The organism is Kordiimonas sp. (genome assembly GCF_048260245.1).
In the GTDB taxonomy this organism is placed as follows: Bacteria; Pseudomonadota; Alphaproteobacteria; order Sphingomonadales; family Kordiimonadaceae; genus Kordiimonas.
On sequence record NZ_JBLXGZ010000009.1, the window covers coordinates 112,136 to 127,893 of the forward strand.

The 15,758-nt window shown below is 54.9% G+C and carries 14 protein-coding genes and 1 tRNA gene; 7 read left to right on the plus strand and 8 right to left on the minus strand.

Annotated elements, in window-relative coordinates; genetic code table 11:
• Positions 1-153 precede the first annotated feature (153 nt).
• On the plus strand, positions 154-642 hold the full coding sequence (locus ACN0VM_RS07100) for a thiamine pyrophosphate-dependent enzyme (RefSeq protein WP_417450168.1): 489 nt from the start codon (positions 154-156) through the stop codon (positions 640-642).
• Positions 643-1,170: 528 nt separating this feature from the next.
• On the opposite strand, the gene ACN0VM_RS07105 is transcribed toward ACN0VM_RS07100, so the two are convergent.
• Complete coding sequence (locus tag ACN0VM_RS07105; protein WP_417450169.1) at positions 1,171-1,389, minus strand: transposase; 219 nt, start codon at positions 1,387-1,389, stop codon at positions 1,171-1,173.
• Positions 1,390-1,464: 75 nt separating this feature from the next.
• On the minus strand, positions 1,465-2,655 hold the full coding sequence (locus tag ACN0VM_RS07110) for an NAD(P)/FAD-dependent oxidoreductase (RefSeq protein ID WP_417450170.1): 1,191 nt from the start codon (positions 2,653-2,655) through the stop codon (positions 1,465-1,467).
• Positions 2,656-2,893: 238 nt separating this feature from the next.
• On the opposite strand from ACN0VM_RS07110, the gene ACN0VM_RS07115 reads away from it, so the two are divergent.
• Entirely contained in the window at positions 2,894-5,191 is a 2,298-nt protein-coding gene (locus ACN0VM_RS07115) for a methyl-accepting chemotaxis protein (RefSeq protein WP_417450171.1), read from the plus strand.
• Positions 5,192-5,321: 130 nt separating this feature from the next.
• Here ACN0VM_RS07115 and ACN0VM_RS07120 read toward each other — a convergent pair whose 3' ends face one another.
• Positions 5,322-5,720, minus strand: coding sequence for a TonB family protein (locus tag ACN0VM_RS07120; RefSeq protein ID WP_417450172.1), 399 nt, complete (start codon positions 5,718-5,720; stop codon positions 5,322-5,324).
• Between the two features lie 310 nt (positions 5,721-6,030).
• On the opposite strand from ACN0VM_RS07120, the gene ACN0VM_RS07125 reads away from it, so the two are divergent.
• Positions 6,031-6,119: transfer RNA gene (locus ACN0VM_RS07125), tRNA-Ser, on the plus strand.
• Between the two features lie 140 nt (positions 6,120-6,259).
• On the opposite strand, the gene ACN0VM_RS07130 is transcribed toward ACN0VM_RS07125, so the two are convergent.
• The 5 genes from ACN0VM_RS07130 to ACN0VM_RS07150 all read right to left on the minus strand — a co-directional run bounded on the left by ACN0VM_RS07130 (position 6,260) and on the right by ACN0VM_RS07150 (position 12,213).
• Positions 6,260-8,530 (minus strand): GumC family protein, encoded by a 2,271-nt coding sequence (locus ACN0VM_RS07130; protein WP_417450173.1) that lies wholly within the window; start codon positions 8,528-8,530, stop codon positions 6,260-6,262.
• 21 nt (positions 8,531-8,551) lie between these two features.
• A complete protein-coding gene (locus ACN0VM_RS07135) occupies positions 8,552-9,112 on the minus strand; it encodes a polysaccharide biosynthesis/export family protein (RefSeq protein WP_417450174.1) in 561 nt (186 codons plus the stop codon).
• 51 nt (positions 9,113-9,163) lie between these two features.
• Entirely contained in the window at positions 9,164-10,459 is a 1,296-nt protein-coding gene (locus ACN0VM_RS07140; RefSeq protein WP_417450175.1) for an outer membrane beta-barrel protein, read from the minus strand.
• A gap of 170 nt (positions 10,460-10,629) precedes the next feature.
• The gene (locus tag ACN0VM_RS07145) at positions 10,630-11,481 is read right to left on the minus strand and encodes a metallophosphoesterase (RefSeq protein ID WP_417450176.1); all 852 of its coding nucleotides are present in this window, start codon (positions 11,479-11,481) and stop codon (positions 10,630-10,632) included.
• 90 nt (positions 11,482-11,571) lie between these two features.
• Positions 11,572-12,213, minus strand: a complete 642-nt coding sequence (locus ACN0VM_RS07150) for a hypothetical protein (protein ID WP_417450177.1) — start codon at positions 12,211-12,213, stop codon at positions 11,572-11,574.
• Between the two features lie 266 nt (positions 12,214-12,479).
• Here ACN0VM_RS07150 and ACN0VM_RS07155 point away from each other — a divergent pair, with 266 nt between their 5' ends.
• The 4 genes from ACN0VM_RS07155 to ACN0VM_RS07170 form a co-directional block, all read left to right on the plus strand.
• Positions 12,480-13,241, plus strand: a complete 762-nt coding sequence (locus ACN0VM_RS07155) for an SDR family NAD(P)-dependent oxidoreductase (protein WP_417450178.1) — start codon at positions 12,480-12,482, stop codon at positions 13,239-13,241.
• Between the two features lie 117 nt (positions 13,242-13,358).
• Positions 13,359-13,886, plus strand: coding sequence for a MarR family winged helix-turn-helix transcriptional regulator (locus tag ACN0VM_RS07160; RefSeq protein WP_417450179.1), 528 nt, complete (start codon positions 13,359-13,361; stop codon positions 13,884-13,886).
• A 26-nt stretch (positions 13,887-13,912) separates the two neighbouring features.
• Positions 13,913-14,722 (plus strand): enoyl-CoA hydratase family protein, encoded by an 810-nt coding sequence (locus tag ACN0VM_RS07165; protein ID WP_417450180.1) that lies wholly within the window; start codon positions 13,913-13,915, stop codon positions 14,720-14,722.
• Positions 14,722-15,758: acyl-CoA dehydrogenase family protein (locus tag ACN0VM_RS07170; RefSeq protein WP_417450181.1), on the plus strand; the 1,037-nt coding region annotated here is incomplete at its 3' end. The genes ACN0VM_RS07165 and ACN0VM_RS07170, both read left to right, overlap by 1 nt.

A 15,758-nucleotide genomic window follows, 5' to 3' on the forward strand; every position in this document is an offset into this window, starting at 1 on the left:
TATCGCCGTTGATACGGTGGAAAGATGAGGGGACTGGCGTTCTTCGCGTATCCTGGCAAACCTAGCTGGATTGCCGACCCTAAAACCCGGCTTACTGAGCTAGCCGACACTCGACATGACTGTCTGGATGCTGTTCAGCGTTTGGCGGAAAGGTTGGAAGCGCCTGCGCAACCTGCGGTTTGTCATGGGGCACCTGAAACATATTCAGGAGCTGAACAGCTCAACACAACCTCTATTAGCGCGATACTGGGTGAACTTCTGCCAGAGAGAACTATCGTTTCAGATGAATCAGCAACTGCTGGACAAGCCATTTTCTCACAGACCCAGAAAGCGGCGAAACATGATTGGCTTACACTGACAGGAGGATCGATTGGCCAGGGACTTCCTGTCGCCATTGGCGTAGCCGTTGCCTGCCCGAACAACAAGGTCATTGCACTTCAAGGTGACGGTGGAGCGATGTACACTGTTCAAGCTTTGTGGACAATGGCACGCGAAGCGCTTGATATTACAACCATTATTTTAAACAACAGTAGTTATGCTATTCTAAACATTGAATTGCAACGCGTGGGCGTTAGTGATCCCGGGGAAATGGCATTGGCTATGCTGGATCATACAAACCCGAAGCGGTCCACCTCTAAGTAGCTATGCCCCATAATATTAACTCATACGCACTAGCCCATACACTTCAGCCGGACGAATTCCTTGGGCAGGTTCAACGTCTAGTTTATGAGCGATCGGTTCAATACAAGCGCTCCGAGGAAGAAATCCGACTTCCAGACATGACAACACTTCTTCTTGGGTTTCCGCATCCGAGAAGAAACCTCGGCGTTGTGAACTACTAATTTGATCGATATTTGTGGCTCGAATCTTTGTATGTTCGTTTGAACAAAAAATACTGAATGGCACTCCAAGGAGGTGCCACCAGACCCTTTCAATCTCTTGCTTCTCCAGTGTGCGCAATTTCAATAGATCGTTAGGCTGTTTCACACTAATAGCGCGATACGTTTGGCTTTTCCCCGACTAGAGCGTCAGCAGGAAATCCGTTGTCATTATGTGATCAGTATCAGTCCCGGGCACCTTGGGATATTTAACACCCAGCGTTTCGGCGATACGTTTCCCCAGCTTTATGGGCAGCAAAGGAAACTGTTCTCTGATGTCCACAACCGTTGCTCAAAATTGGGCCAGTCGAAAAAACTCAGATTCCCCCTGTGAAAGAAGATGATGCATGCGCCCCGTTTTTATACCGAGAATTTTCTCGCTCAGGCCTTTGCTTTTGACATCCTGCACCTTGACCCAAGGCTTATAGCTATCCCCAACCCCAAGGCCATAACCATTCCTGATCGCTCGCCGATAGTCTCCCAGTGACTTCAGTTGTCGGTACCGTGCCATGATCCCCCCACCTCTATCGGGAAGATATTAGAGACGCCCCTAATTTTCATTCTTTATTATTTCTAAACAATACAGTTATAGATCCTGCGCCGCAGCCCAACCGCTGGCCCATGCCCACTGAAAATTATACCCACCAAGCCAACCGGTGACATCCACAGCTTCACCAATGAAATAAAGGCCGGCCTGCGTTTTCGCTTCAAGCGTTTTGGAACTGAGCGCTGCTGTGCTTACCCCCCCACGCGTCACCTCTGCTTTTGCAAACCCTTCCGTGCCAGAAGGCGTGAGTTGCCAACTCACTAGTCTTTGCGCCACAGTTGCCAACACTTTATTTGACATTGTCCCGATGGGCCCCGGCCAATGATCCGCAACCGCTTCAGCAAGCCGGGAGGGCAGCCGCTCCGCCAGAATGGATTTGAGACCTGCCTTGGGGCGCCCCTCCCGCGTGGTCCTTAACCACAGGAGAGCATCGGGTTCATCGGGCAAGAGATTGACCGTAATCGCCTTGCCGGATGACCAATAGCTTGATATCTGCAGTATCGCTGGGCCCGACAAGCCACGATGAGTAAAGAGCAGGTTTTCCCGAAACGTTGCCGCCCCCAAAGACACCACACAATCTGTCGCCACACCAGCCAGTGACTTCATAAAGGCAAGGTCGGTATCGGCAAAGGTAAAGGGCACAAGCGCCGGCGCAGGCTCGGTAACCGGGATAGAAAACTGCCGCGCTATATCATAGGCAAATGAGGTCGCCCCCATCTTGGGGATGGATAGTCCACCCGTCGCCACAACCAGCGACGAGGCTTGTAACAGTCCCGAAGATGTCGCTACTTCATAATGTCCGTTCCGGCACTGCACACTCTTTACGCCAGTTCCTGTACGCACCTCTGCCCCTGCATCCTCGCACTCACGCAGCAGGACTTCCAATATACGCTTTGCCCCCTGATCGCAGAAAAGCTGCCCTAGCGTCTTTTCGTGCCAAGTCACACCATGCCTGGCTAGCATGTCCATGAAGTCCCACGGGGTGTAGCGGCTGAGCGCCGACTTGGCAAAATGAGGATTCTCACTCAGATAGGCAGCAGCGGTGGTATCCTGATTGGTGAAATTACAGCGACCGCCACCAGAAATAAGGATTTTTGCCCCCGGCTTCCTGTTGTGTTCAAGCAAAACGACCGAGCGCCCTCGCGCTGCCGCAGTCGCCGCACACATAAGGCCAGCGGCGCCGCCACCAACAACAACCACGTCGTGCTTTTCTGTATAATTTTCAACCATAAGGAGTTTATAAGCCTTTCCTTCATGCCGACAAGCATGACGGAGCCATTTTTATAGAACGATACAGTTGATCACAAGAAATCTGGCGTTACTATCGCCAGACGAGGGTGTGGGGCGCCCGGAACCGTCAACCATATTCAATAGTCTTTAAGTTTCGTTAACGGTACTATGCAATGAATTGCTTATGTTAGCTTGAAAACTTGAGGCAAAGCTTGCTGAAAACGAGGGGGTCACCGCGATGGCGGCGTTAGACAATATTCTACAAAATAAATTTTTCAGTATCCGTAACCTGCTGCTGATCGTCACGGTTACCTTGATGGCTATTGTTATTGGCCTGACAGCCATGCGGATGAATGACGCACTGGACAACAGCGCGCGTGCGGAGCGCTCCATGAAGGTTAATGCGCTGGTCGACGACATCGTGCAGTTAAAACTATCTCTGGGTGACGAACGCGGAGCCACCTACACGTCCTATGGCTCACCCCAATCCGCAAGCAACGACTTTGAAAAGATCATCAGCAACAACCGCCGTGTAGTGGATGCCGCGTACGGCACGATCATCGAGAAGCTGGACGAGATCGAGCCCTTCGACGGTGAAGATGTGAACGAAGCGGTATATATCGCTGTTACGAAACGGTTCGAAGACACCAAGAAGAAATTCCGCGAGGCATTCGCCAAATACGAATCGCAGCTTGATACCATCGACCAGGACCTCGGCAAGAGGGAAGGTTCACGGGAGTTGAATGGTCGTAGCGCGACAAATGTGATGACGGATCTTGTAGAGGCCGCGGCTCGACTGCGGCAGGCACTTGAAGAAAATTATGATTTTGGTGACGATCGCATTTCTCAGGTTATTCGCCTCAAGCATCAGCTGTGGCTTATGATCGAATATGCCACACGCGAAAGCGCCTCGCTGGGAGAGAACGTGGCATCTGGTGAACAGATATCCTCCATCAAACGGGATCAAGGCTCACGTTATGGCGGCTATGGGCAGGCGGCCTGGTCGCAGGCGATGGCCATTGCCAATTCTGTGTCTTTTGCGCGTGCGGAAACCACCCCGGAATCTCGCGATGCACAAGTCGAAGCCATTCAGAAAGCCTTTTTCAATGACTTCGAACTCACACGCTTTGACCTTTATGACCTGTCGGACGAGGCCGAGCCGGACGAAGAAGGCCGGACAGTCGTGGACTATGACATTACCCCCATCGATTGGGTTCGCTTGGCTGAAAAGGCCGCCGAGCCGGTGATGAAAATGAACGCCTATGCGCAGGAACTATCCGCCAGCCTCAATGAGGAAGCCGTGGATACAGCGGCCGCCAATCTCACCTTCTCCAGCGCCCTGATGATTTTTGTGTTTGCGATCGGTGGTGTCTCCTTCTGGGTGGTAATTTTCAAAGTGGTTCGCCCTGTCAATGCCCTGTCAGATACCATGATGGTACTGTCGAAAGGCAACCTTGACGTTGACGTGCCTTACACGGAAGGCGGCGACGAGGTGTCGGATATGGCTCGCTCTGTCCAAATCTTTAAAGAGAATGCGATCGAGCGGCGCGACCTTGAAGCCCAGCAGCGTGAACGCGAAGAAAAAGAGCGTGAACGCGCTGAAGAGGAAGAGCGCAAGAAGCGTGAGGAAGAAGAAGCTCAGCGCCAGCGCGAACAGGAGCGCGAAGAGGCCGCAAGACAGGAACGTCGGCAAGCCATGCTTGATCTTGCTGACAAGTTCGAAGCTTCTGTAATGGCCGTGGTGGAGGGAGTATCGAACTCCGCAACCGAAATGGAAAACGCGGCACGCGGCATGGCCGAAACAGCTGACGACACGTCGAAAAAGTCCGAAGTGGTGGCAAATGCTGCCCAGCAAGCCAGTTCCAACGCCCAGATGGTGGCAAGTGCCGCCGAAGAACTTTCGGCGTCGGTACGTGAAATCACGGGTCAAACCAACCAGTCGTCAGCTTCGGCGCGCGACGCAGTGAACCGTACCGAAAACGCCGGCAAGGATGTCGCCGAACTTGTGGACGCTGCACAGAAAATTGGTGACGTCGTCAAGCTCATCAACGACATTGCAGAGCAAACTAACCTTCTCGCACTCAATGCGACCATTGAGGCTGCCCGCGCGGGAGACGCCGGCAAAGGCTTCGCCGTTGTGGCGAGTGAGGTGAAAAGCCTCGCCAACCAGACAGCGAAAGCCACGCAGGAAATCAGCGAGCAGGTAGAAGGCATGCAGCAGGCGACAAACCTTGCGGTACGCGCGATGGACGAGATCAAGGGCATCATTGGTGCTATTGAATCCACCTCGGTCTCCATTGCATCTGCAGTCGAAGAGCAGGACGCGTCGACGCAGGAAATCGCGCGCAATGTTTCCGAAGTATCCACTGGCACCGAAGAGGTCACCTCAAACATTCACGCCGTGAACCAGGGGGCTACCTCAACCGGAGCCGCCGCAACCGAGGTGTTGACCGCAGCGCAGTTGCTGACACAGCAGTCAGACGAGTTGCGCGGGCAGGTAGAGGGCTTCTTGCGTACCATTCGCGAAGAAGACTGAACCGAACCATATGACTGGATTATAAAGGGCCTTCGGGCCCTTTTTTTGCCTCACCGGCAACGCGTACGACGACCCGGGCAATAAAAAGGCCCTTTTCAGGGCCTCTCCGTTGCGCGTTCCGCCAACAGCTTTATTGCAGACGCCATGCGATTGGAATGACGAAACTCAAATTCCCGTCCGGCAAGCTCGCCGGGGGTGACGGTAACGGATCAAGCTTTTCCATCATCTTCGGGATGACCTTGTCCAGCTGCGCTTGGCCGGATGGTTCAACAATGTCATACCCAGTTATTTTGCCACTACGATCGATTGTAACCTGCACTTTAGCGCTGCCTTCAATCTCGCGCGCGATGGCCGATCTGGGATAAATATGCGTTTTAATAATTTTCTTAACAATATCACGCTGCCAGTCCTGAATCTCATCTGCAGCGACAGGTACCGCGCCTGCCGCGATCCCCACGGTCAATGCGCCAGCAGCCAACCCATACCGAATCTGCCAGCCAAGCCTTGTTAACACCCTTGTAAAAACCATCCCGTTCCTCCTCGTGATCGATCCCCGTTTTGGAAATGCACACCTCCAGTATTAATAAAATAGGTCTTCCCGTGATTCCCACCCTGAGATTACCATGCAGCCTCTGCGCTTGTCACGCCTGCTTTCCCACGCCTATATGGCTCTTCTCTTCGGAGCAACCGGCCAAGGCACCGCACAAACCGGGCCAGACACCGGGCCAGACACCGCAATAATACCAGTCGAAATTCATACTTGCCTTTGGGTGGAACATGGCTATAGTGCGCCCCGCACCCGGTGTTGAGCAGGATAGTCACCGGGTTTGCCTTTAGACGGAGCCGTGGCCGAGCGGTTTAAGGCGCACGCCTGGAAAGCGTGTTGGGGTCCTGCCCCTCGAGGGTTCGAATCCCTCCGGCTCCGCCATTATAACTCTCATTCCACCACACCAGATGTGCCAACATGCAATAAAAAAGACGCCGCAAAGGGCGCCTTTTCTTTTATTGTCCGTTCTCTCGCAGCCAAACCGTGTCAAAGGCACGGCCCGCAATATCTCGCCACACCAACTAGTTGGTGTAGTAGTTGCTCTTGCCACCGTAATAGTAGCCTTGGTCGCCGTAACCATAGCCGCGATGCCGCTTAACATCGACCTGCGTCAGCACGGCGCCCGCAAGCGGGATACCCGTCTGCTGCAACTGCTTCACCGCTGTTTTGACGATACCCTTGGCAGTTGCCTCCCACTGCACAACAAACATGATGCTGTCCGCGCTCTTGGCGATAATCATCGCATCCGACACTGCCATAATTGGCGGCGTGTCGATAAGCACAAGGTCGTACTGCTTGCGTGCCTCACTCAGGAACTGTTTAAAGGCAGGCCCCGCAAACCGCTTTTGCGGGTTGTCTTCCCGTTCAGCCCAGAGGATATCAATATTTGTCAACTCCTCCTTGAATATCGACTGTTTGCCGTTGCCTGCAGCACCCGCCAGAACCGAGTTCACGCTGGCATATTTTTCCTCGTCAATATTCAAGCGCTTTCTCAACACCGGGCGCCGTAAATCCGCCTCGACAACAAGTACCTTCAACCCGGTACGCCCAAGTATGTGCGCCAGGCAAAGCGTCGCCGTGGACTTACCCTCGCCCGGTACGGAGGAGGTTACCGCAAGCAACTTGGGTGTCGACCCGCCCGTGCCGCTAAACATAAGCGACGCATGAATGCTGCGATGCGCTTCGGCAAACGACGACGACGGTTTCGAGACGATATATTTTTCCGGTCCCCCGCTTTGCAAAACGGTCTTGCCCACCAGCGGAATCATACCAAGCGGACGCAAACCAAGGTCCTGACGGAGGTGCTCGGGGCTGCGGTATCCGTTATCAAGCGCCTCAAGCAGGAACGCAAGAGCCACACCAAGGCCGCATCCGGCAAAGGTTGCAAGCAGAACCATCAGCTTACGCTTGGGGAAGGACGCCTGCGTTGGCGTATCTGCCGTTGAGATAATTCGGGCATCGGCCTGCTGAATGCCGTCCTGACTGGATGTTTCCTTGAAGCGAGTCAGGAACGTTTGCAGCAGCAGACGGTTGGCTTCCGCCTCACGGTCCAACTCCCGCATCTTCACCTGAGCCCGGCTGTTTTTAAAGCTTTCCTGCTTGAGTGCCTCAAGGTTCTGTTCAAGCGTACCGACCCTGATGGCGGCCACTTCAGCCTCACCCCTGATACCGGCAACGATTTTATTGACCTCAAGCGTGATCTTGTTTTTGATGTCCCCGAGCTCAGCTTCGACATTCATCATCCTCGGGTGCTTGGGACCATACCGGGTGGCAAGCTCCGCGCGGCTGCGGCGGACTTCGGATTCCTGCTCTTTGAGGCGCTGGATAAGGGGCGACTGAACCACCTCAAGAAGGCCGGATTCCTCAACTGTACCGTTGATGATGTTTTGTTCGATCTGCCGTTCCCGCGCTTCAATGCGCGCGAGCTCGGTGCGGGCGGTCACCAGCTGTGTATTAAGCTGTGCGAGCTGTTGGTCATTAACCAGCCCGGCAGACTGGGTCTGGATGAGCCGGTTGACCTCACGAAATTGCTGCGCGGCCTCTTCAGACTGGCGCACCTTCTCCCTCAGTTCATAAACACGTTCATTCAGCCACTCATTGGCGCGTTCCGTCGCTTCGAATTTCACCTCCAGTTGGTCGGTGAGATAGAGGTTTGCCAACGCGTTAGCAATGATCGCGGCCTTTTTGGCGCTCGTGGATTCTGCCGATATCTGCAAGGTATAGGACCGGGGCGGGTTTGTAACCGACAACTGCCCAAGTACCTGATCAATCACCCTGGCGCGTGTTGCCTGGGCCAATTCCTCCGGCGTGCTATTAGCGTTGTTTTTGCCCAATATGGCATTGGACCACGCATCCGGCATATAGCTTAGCGGGTTGATCGCGGACAGAAAGCCTCCGCCCTCGATCAGGTCCATATTGAATTCAGGATCTTCTACAAGTTTGAGCCTGTCCACCAGCTTGCCGATAAGGCGGCGCGATTCCAGTACATCGATCTCTGTTTTAATCGCCGCCTGGTCTGTTCCCATGCCCGACATCACCGCCTCAAGGTCGACAACCCGATTCTGGCGGGTTTCAATCGCGAGAATAGCCTGCGCGGTATATCTTGGCGTCAGTTGCAGCACGACAATGACGGCCAATACAACAGCAAAGATGACGGTGTTGATAATTATCCACTTCCGCCGCCACAAAACGAGGAACAAACCCCGGATATCCACATCACTTTTCTCATCGGTGACAGGCGCAGCGGAACCTGCAACAGGGCGGTCCTGTTCGGTGTAATGATTGTCGTACATCGCTAAAACCTAAGTTGGTGCCTAGAAAAACCTCTCGGGCACACGAATGATATCGCCGGGCATCACAAGCGTGGTATCCTTGACGTCGATCTTTTTCTCTCTTCCGTCAACCTTGCGTGTGATTATAATTTTCTTTTCACTCGCGCGATATGTAAAGCCCGATGCCAAAGCGATCGCGTTGAGGACAGTCATGCCGTTCACATAAGGATAACTGCCTGGCTCCTTCACTTCCCCGAGAATATAGAATGGCCGGTAATTCAGCACTTCTATACTGACGCGTGGATTCACCAAATAGCCATCGGCAAGCTTGGCGCCGATCAGGCTTTCCGCCGCCGCCACATCATTACCGCCAATATTGACCGGCCCGATAAGCGGCATGGCCACAAGGCCTGAACCGTCAAGCTCGAATTCGCCGGAAAGATCTTCCTCGCCATATACAATAACGCGGATCTTGTCGCCGGAGCCCAACTGATACCTGGCAACGTCCAGTTGCGGGGTATCGCCATCCTGAGAATGAGCAGTGGCGGCGAAGCCAAACAAGCTCGCCACCACCAATAATGTTAATATACGCAGTTTTGCCATTACCTCAACCAACCAATACTTGAATACATTATGCTTGATTGAGGAGTATAGTTACCATTGACCGGTAACACCAACCCTAAACGTATGACGCTGATAATCCTGACCTTGGGCTGTGGTATCACGGTAGTCGTAATTATAGCCTGCATTCACATTGAAATTGCGGTTCAGCAGGTATTTCACGCCCAGCTTCGCAGCCCAGATATCATCGTCGCGTTCCGTACGGCTGAACGACTGCATGGTGTAGCTAACATCACCATTGAGCAGCAAGTTCCGGCGCAGTTCATGCTCAACGCGAGCAGACATCAGCGTGGTCACAACGCCAGACGCATAGGTCAGCGTCCCGGTTTCATCCAAAGCCTGAACGGTCGTTTCCTCGATCGAGCGCTTAACCGCACCACGGAAAGAGGTAAGCCCTGTTATATTCCACAAGAGATTCGCACCAAAGTTGATGCCGTCAATTGAACCAAGCGTGTCAGAGTCAAACGACCGCTTCATATAACCGGCAAAGAACTCACCCTTGGATTTACCCGAGAAATCGAACGATGCACCACCAACTACTTCGTAACCGTCTGAGTTACGGTTGGGGCCACCATCCTCTTTCGAATCATCGTATTTCACCCGGTCTGCGGTCATGCGAACAAAGGCCTCATAGCCGCTCGCCAACTCATACCCCACGCGGGCGATACCTTTAAAGCGTTCGCGGTCCCGGTCATCGTTGTTGATCGGTGCTCCGCCGCCAAAGCGTGCGCTGTCTTCAAAGTCACGCTTCAGATACTCACCATCCACGCCCAGTGAAACCACAGATACGTCACGCTTGAAACCAAGCCCGGCGGTCAGGACGTTAAACTTGGTCTGTTCCGCAGCAGAGCCAACCGAATCCGGGGCACCGCGATCTTCATGACCGTGCGCGTAAGACAGATTTGAATGCACGTCCATGCCGCGAGAGATGTCTTTGCGACCATTCATACCCAACGAATAGTCTTCATAATCTTCACCGCCGTTATCAAGATAACGACCGATGTCCGCTTTTGCATTGACGCTGAAAAAACTGTTGTTCCAGTCAGACACAAGATTGAAAGACGGCTTCACTTTAACGATGAAGTCATCGGTTACGTTGCTTTCCTGTGCGTAGATGTTCGAGTTGTAACTACCTTCTACCGTCGCGGTAGGGTAGAAAAGAAAACTGCCAGTACGCACGCCTGGCGCGTCATAATCTGGCCGCTGGCGTTCGTAAACTGCTTTTACCGCTTCTGCCTGAGCGCCCGCATCTTGAGCCCACGCCGCAGGCGCCAATGCAGTGCCACCCATGAGAAGGGAGGCCAGAACGATACTCTTCTGATTTTTCATCTATCTTACCCCGATTGGTACAAGTGCGCTAATCTATGCAGCGCATCAAATTTAGCAAGCTGCCGACAATATACACATATACAAAATTTTTAAACTGGTGCCTGAGACTATAGGAAGCCTATGAAAATTATAATAATTTCACTTGTGCCCCTTATGCAACACTATTTTTTTTAGGTCGTTGAAAGAAACCTCGCCTCCGTACCTTCTAGAACAACAGCCGTCAACTTACCCGTCGCGAATGCGCCGGTATCAACCGCTATCCGCGTACCATTATGTTCAGGTTTTCTGACACCTGTGTGACCATGCACAACACATACGCCGAAATTGTGGCCAGAGAGTGTAAAGTCCTGCCTGATGGACGTTTTGTCACGGTGGCCCTGCTGGTCGAGCGGAATACCGGGCCGTAGCCCTGCATGAACAAAATAATAATCGCCCAGTTGCCAACTGGCCTCCAGCCCTTCAAGGAACTGGCGATGTTCGGCAGGCAGAGCGCGCATGAACGCATCGGATGCCGCCAGCAAATCACCCGCAATTTCTGGGGCGTGCATATCAACACCGTAGCTGACCAGTGTCGCTGCGCCGCCAACACGAAGCCAGAGGTCTGCAATCATCGGATCGTTGATAAACTGGAGAAGAAGGTCCTCATGGTTGCCGCGCAGGAAAATCGGAGTTGCGTTATGAGGCCGGTAGGAGACCAGAAAATCAAGCACTGCCTTTGACTGAAATCCCCGGTCCACATAGTCACCGAGAAAAACGATGTACGTCTCTGACACGCCCCACCGGGTTGCACGGTCCTCTTCAATTTTCAACAGCAATGCGTCAAGGAGGTCAAGGCGACCATGTATATCGCCAATCGCATATACCAGTTTGCCTTCGGGCAATGCCCAGCCAAACGTGGATGGATGCGGCATCTCCACGGGAGCGGACGCGCGAGTAGCTACAGAGCCGTCATCGCCGCGCCACACACCTCCGCCAAAAAGCCTTTTCCAGAAAGACGCCACCAAATTACCATGCCTGATCATTGTAAAACGGTGTCCGTCATAACAATAAAAAAGGCGATGGTCACGAACCTTCGCCTTTTTAAACGCTAACGCGGGTAGCTAGCCTGATATTTAGGTGGGGCTGCCGCTCTGCGCTGGGTTGGGCTCGATGATATCCGGAATCACTGGTTCTTCCGGAGGCTTAGGCGGTTCAAGCCGACGAACAGGGGGTTGCACTGGCTGCGCTACTACCGACGGCCTGTTTACATCTGAGGTCACAGAATTTACGTAAGCGATCTGCAGGGATGCAGAGGGGCTGGTTGCCACAGTTGTCTGAATTTGGGATGCCCGCGCCGGATCGGTTGTCGTCATCGTAGCAACAGCCGACGCTGCGGAGGCCCCAACAGCGTTAATAACGCTGTCATCAGCGGCGCTGACAGCGCTATCGCTTGCCATAACCACTGCGGCTTGCACCAGCGCAGCCGCTGATTCGGTATCGCTACCCGCGAGATCGGCACCCATCGCGGCAACTCGTTTCGTTACCTGGGCGACCAATTGAGCGCGGCCCGCAGCGACCTCACGGCTAACAAGTGCCTGAATGCCCGCTGTGTCACCCGCTTGCGCAAGGGCTACAATCTGCGCCTGCAATTGCTGCTCCGCCTGGCTGACCAATTCTGTGACTTGCTGCGCTATCGCGGCTGGCGCCACGGAGATAGCTACCCCCGGTGCCCCGACCATCATTCCAACAGTTGCAACCAACATCCCGATACGCATTATATTGCTCCGTTCCGTCCTCGGCGCCATCTCAGGACGTAGATCACCTGAGAATAAGGCCATTCAAAAATATTATATTTATTGTCCCACAGACGCCAGCGGGCGTCAAAGAAAAATACATTTTCAGCGCTCCTTGACCCCGCAAGCCTACACTTCTTTCGTGTGCTGATGCATATTGATCACAGCCCACTTCTATCCGCCATGCTCATTGTTACCACTTGTCGGATTATTAATTTAGAACTAAAGTATTTAGGCAGGAGAACATTATGACGGACAAAAAAACCATAGCCCTTATTACGGGGGGCGGCTCGGGTATTGGGCTGGCGACAGCGCGACTATTTACGAACAAGGGCTTTAAAGTCATCCTCGCCGGACGGGACCGCGACCGACTGCAGGCAGCGTGCGATCATTTGCCCGGCACAATCGCTTTACCGCTGGACGTAACGGACAGCGCGGCCGTAACATTGGCCTTCTCGAATTTGGCGTCGCAGGCGCAGACGCCTGATATTCTGGTCAATAACGCAGGCGCCGCCAAAACCGCACCGTTTCACCGAATCTCCGTCGCGGACTGGCAGGCCGCGCTGGACGTCAACCTGACCGGCGCCTTCCTCTGCACGCAAGCCGTGCTGCCCACAATGAAAAAAGCCGGTTATGGTCGCATCATCACCGTAGCCAGCACAGCGGGACTGAAGGGATACGCCTATACCGCAGCCTACACCGCAGCCAAGCACGGCGTTATTGGCATGACGCGGGCGCTGGCCCTTGAGATTGCCGGCTCCGGCGTTACCGCCAATACTGTCTGCCCTGGGTTCACCGATACGGACATTGTACGCAAATCCATTGACAATATTGTTGAAAAAACCGGGCGCAGCACCGACGACGCCATGCACGAACTTACCCGGCACAACCCTGCGGGGCGCCTGATACGCCCCGAAGAAGTAGCCGACGCCATATACTGGCTGGCGCGGCCCGAAGCCGACGCCATGAACGGACAGGCCATCGCCGTTGCCGGCGGGGAGGTTATGTAAAACGGGGAGGTTATGTAAAACACAGCCGCGGTCGGCATAATCGCCTCACTGCGGTGTGATCGCTTGAAACCGATATAATTTAGTGCTAAAATAAATCGTCATTGCGGGGAGATGTAGATGGCGGACCATACGGACATCAGCGAGCCACAACAGCAAGCGCTCCGGAGCTGGCTGCGCCTGCTTGGCTCAAGCAACGCCATTCGCAAAAGCCTGACCGGACAGATGCAAGCCGCGCACAACGTATCGCTGTCCCGGTTTGATATTCTCGCCAACCTGTACCGCGCGCCTGAAGCGGGCGTTCGCCTGTCGGCGCTATCCAAACAGCTGATGGTCTCAAACGGCAATGTTACCCAGGTCATGACGCCGCTCATCAAGGAAGGCCTTGTCGAGCGCCAGCCCTGCCCGAATGACGCCCGCGCCGCAATGGCTCGGCTATCGGCAGCCGGACGGGCGACATTTGAGGCCATGGCCTCAGAGCATGCTGAATGGGTTGAGGATATCTTCAGCCCGCTGACGGCGACGGAACACGCACAGTTGCAATACCTGCTTGAGAAACTTGGCGCGGCGACCCCGGCCGCCCCTGAAACCGATACTGGCGCTGATACTGTCACTAATACTGGCCCTAACACTGGCACCAGCGCCTGAAAAAATTGATCAGATAAGGACCCCCAATGGACCCGAAGACATTCAGCCCCGAACACTTCCTGTGGGATTTCAACGACGGCGTCGCGACCGTGACCTTGAACCGCCCCGACCGCATGAACCCCCTGACGTTCGATAGCTACGCCGAGCTGCGCAACATGTTCCGGGATCTTGTCTATGTGCCCGCCGTCAAAGCCATTGTATTGTCAGGCGCCGGTGGGAATTTTTCCTCAGGCGGGGACGTGCATGAGATCATCGGCCCGTTGGTAAAAATGGACATGCCGGAACTGCTGAAGTTCACCCGCATGACCGGCGACCTTGTCAAAGCCATGCGCGGCTGTCCCCAGCCGATCATCGCCGCCGTGGACGGCATCAGCGTTGGCGCGGGGGCGATCATGTCCATGGCGTCCGATCTCAGGCTTGCCACAAAGGATGCCCGCACAGCCTTCCTGTTCAACCGTGTTGGGCTTGCCGGGTGCGATATGGGTGCCTGCGCCGTGTTGCCCCGTATTATCGGCCAGGGCCGCGCGTCTGAACTGCTGTTCACTGGCCGCACCATGAGTGCTGAGGAAGGAGAACGCTGGGGTTTCTTCAACCGGATTGTGGACAAGGCCGCACTGATGCAGGAGGCGCAAGACCTTGCCGCGCGGCTGGCGGCGGGCCCGACCTTCGCAAACGGAATGACAAAAAACCAGTTGAACATGGAATGGGACATGAGCCTGGACACCGCGATCGAGGCCGAAGCCCAGGCCCAGGCCATCTGTATGCAAACCAAGGATTTCGAGCGCGCCTATCACGCGTTTGTTGCCAAACAAAAACCTGTATTCGAGGGCGACTGATGGCAGACAAAAGCTTCCTGACCTGGCCGTTTTTCGAGGATCATCACCGCACGCTCGCGCGGGATCTGGACGCATGGGCCACAGAATATCTGCCACCGATCACAGGTGCCCCCAACGCGCACGATGATGTGGACACAACCTGCCGTATCCTGGTGCGAACCCTTGGTGCCGGCGGCTGGCTTCGCTACGCCGTACCCAAAGCTTATGGCGGCATGCACGAAAACCTTGATGTCCGCTCGCTTTGCATAATCCGCGAGACCCTTGCCCGCCATTCCGGGCTGGCCGATTTTGCCTTCGCCATGCAGGGGCTTGGCTCGGGCGCGATAACGCTGGCAGGCAGCGACGCGGTGAAAGCCGCCTACCTGCCCCATGTGGCTTCGGGCGAGAAAATCGCAGCCTTCGCGCTGACGGAGCCTGAGGCCGGATCAGATGTGGCCCAGATCGCATCCAGCCTCCGCGAATCGGCTGGAGCCTACCGGCTCTCGGGTGAAAAAACCTATATATCCAACGGCGGCATTGCAGATTTTTATTGCGTCTTCGCGCGCACCGGCGAGGCAGCAGGCGCACGTGGGCTGTCTGCCATCATCGTCGATGCCGACACCCCCGGCTTCAGTGTGAAGGAACGTATCGAGGTAATCGCGCCGCATCCGCTGGGCCGCCTTGGCTTCGACGACTGCGAAGTCGATGCGGGCAAACTGCTTGGCAAGCGCGGCGACGGCTTCAAACTGGCTATGGCAACGCTGGACATCTTCCGGTCAACGGTGGGCGCGGCAGCGCTTGGGTTTGCGCGCCGTGCGCTTGATGAAGCCCTGTCCCGCACCCGCAGCCGCGAGCTTTTCGGCGCGCCGCTGGCGGACCTGCCGATCACGCAGGAACGCCTCGCGGAAATGGCGCTTGATATTGATACCAGCGCCCTTCTCATCTACCGCGCCGCGTGGACCAAAGACAGTGGCGCCGCCCGCGTCACCCGCGAAGCGGCGATGGCCAAACTGCACGCAACAGATCAGGCGCAAAGCGTCATCGACAAAGCCTTGCA